The sequence below is a fragment of the Mesorhizobium sp. genome (assembly GCF_005063415.1).
GTDB lineage: Bacteria > Pseudomonadota > Alphaproteobacteria > Rhizobiales > Rhizobiaceae > Mesorhizobium.
In genome coordinates this window covers 14567-14878 of sequence record NZ_SUEG01000052.1, presented here as the reverse complement: position 1 = coordinate 14878, position 312 = coordinate 14567, and the positions used below count along the sequence as shown (strand labels likewise).

The window sequence follows — 312 nt, the reverse complement described above, 5'->3', positions numbered from 1 at the left end:
CGACATGCTCCAGCCGGCCGAGATCGGCGAGCCGGCGCTTCAGGCGGCGGAACTCGCGATAATGGTGCGCGCGCAGCGAAGCCTTCAGATACTCCTCGCCGTCGAGCTCGCTTTCGAGCACCGGGCGCTCGGCCTTGCCGGTGGTGACCAGCGTCAGGCCGCGCGTTTCGGCGACGCTGGCGAGCAGGCTGGCCACCGGACCGTCCAGCCTTATATCGGGCAGCACGAAGACCTTCGGCAGCTTCAGATGCGGCCGGGACAGCATCGCAAAGAAATCCTCGATGACGCCGATCGGATCGTCGCGGTCGACCA

1 pseudogene is annotated in these 312 nt (G+C 67.0%); it reads right to left on the bottom strand.

The annotated features are described in order from the left end of the window. Window positions 1–312, bottom strand: a pseudogene (locus E5W70_RS15745) (GNAT family N-acetyltransferase); the annotation flags it as partial.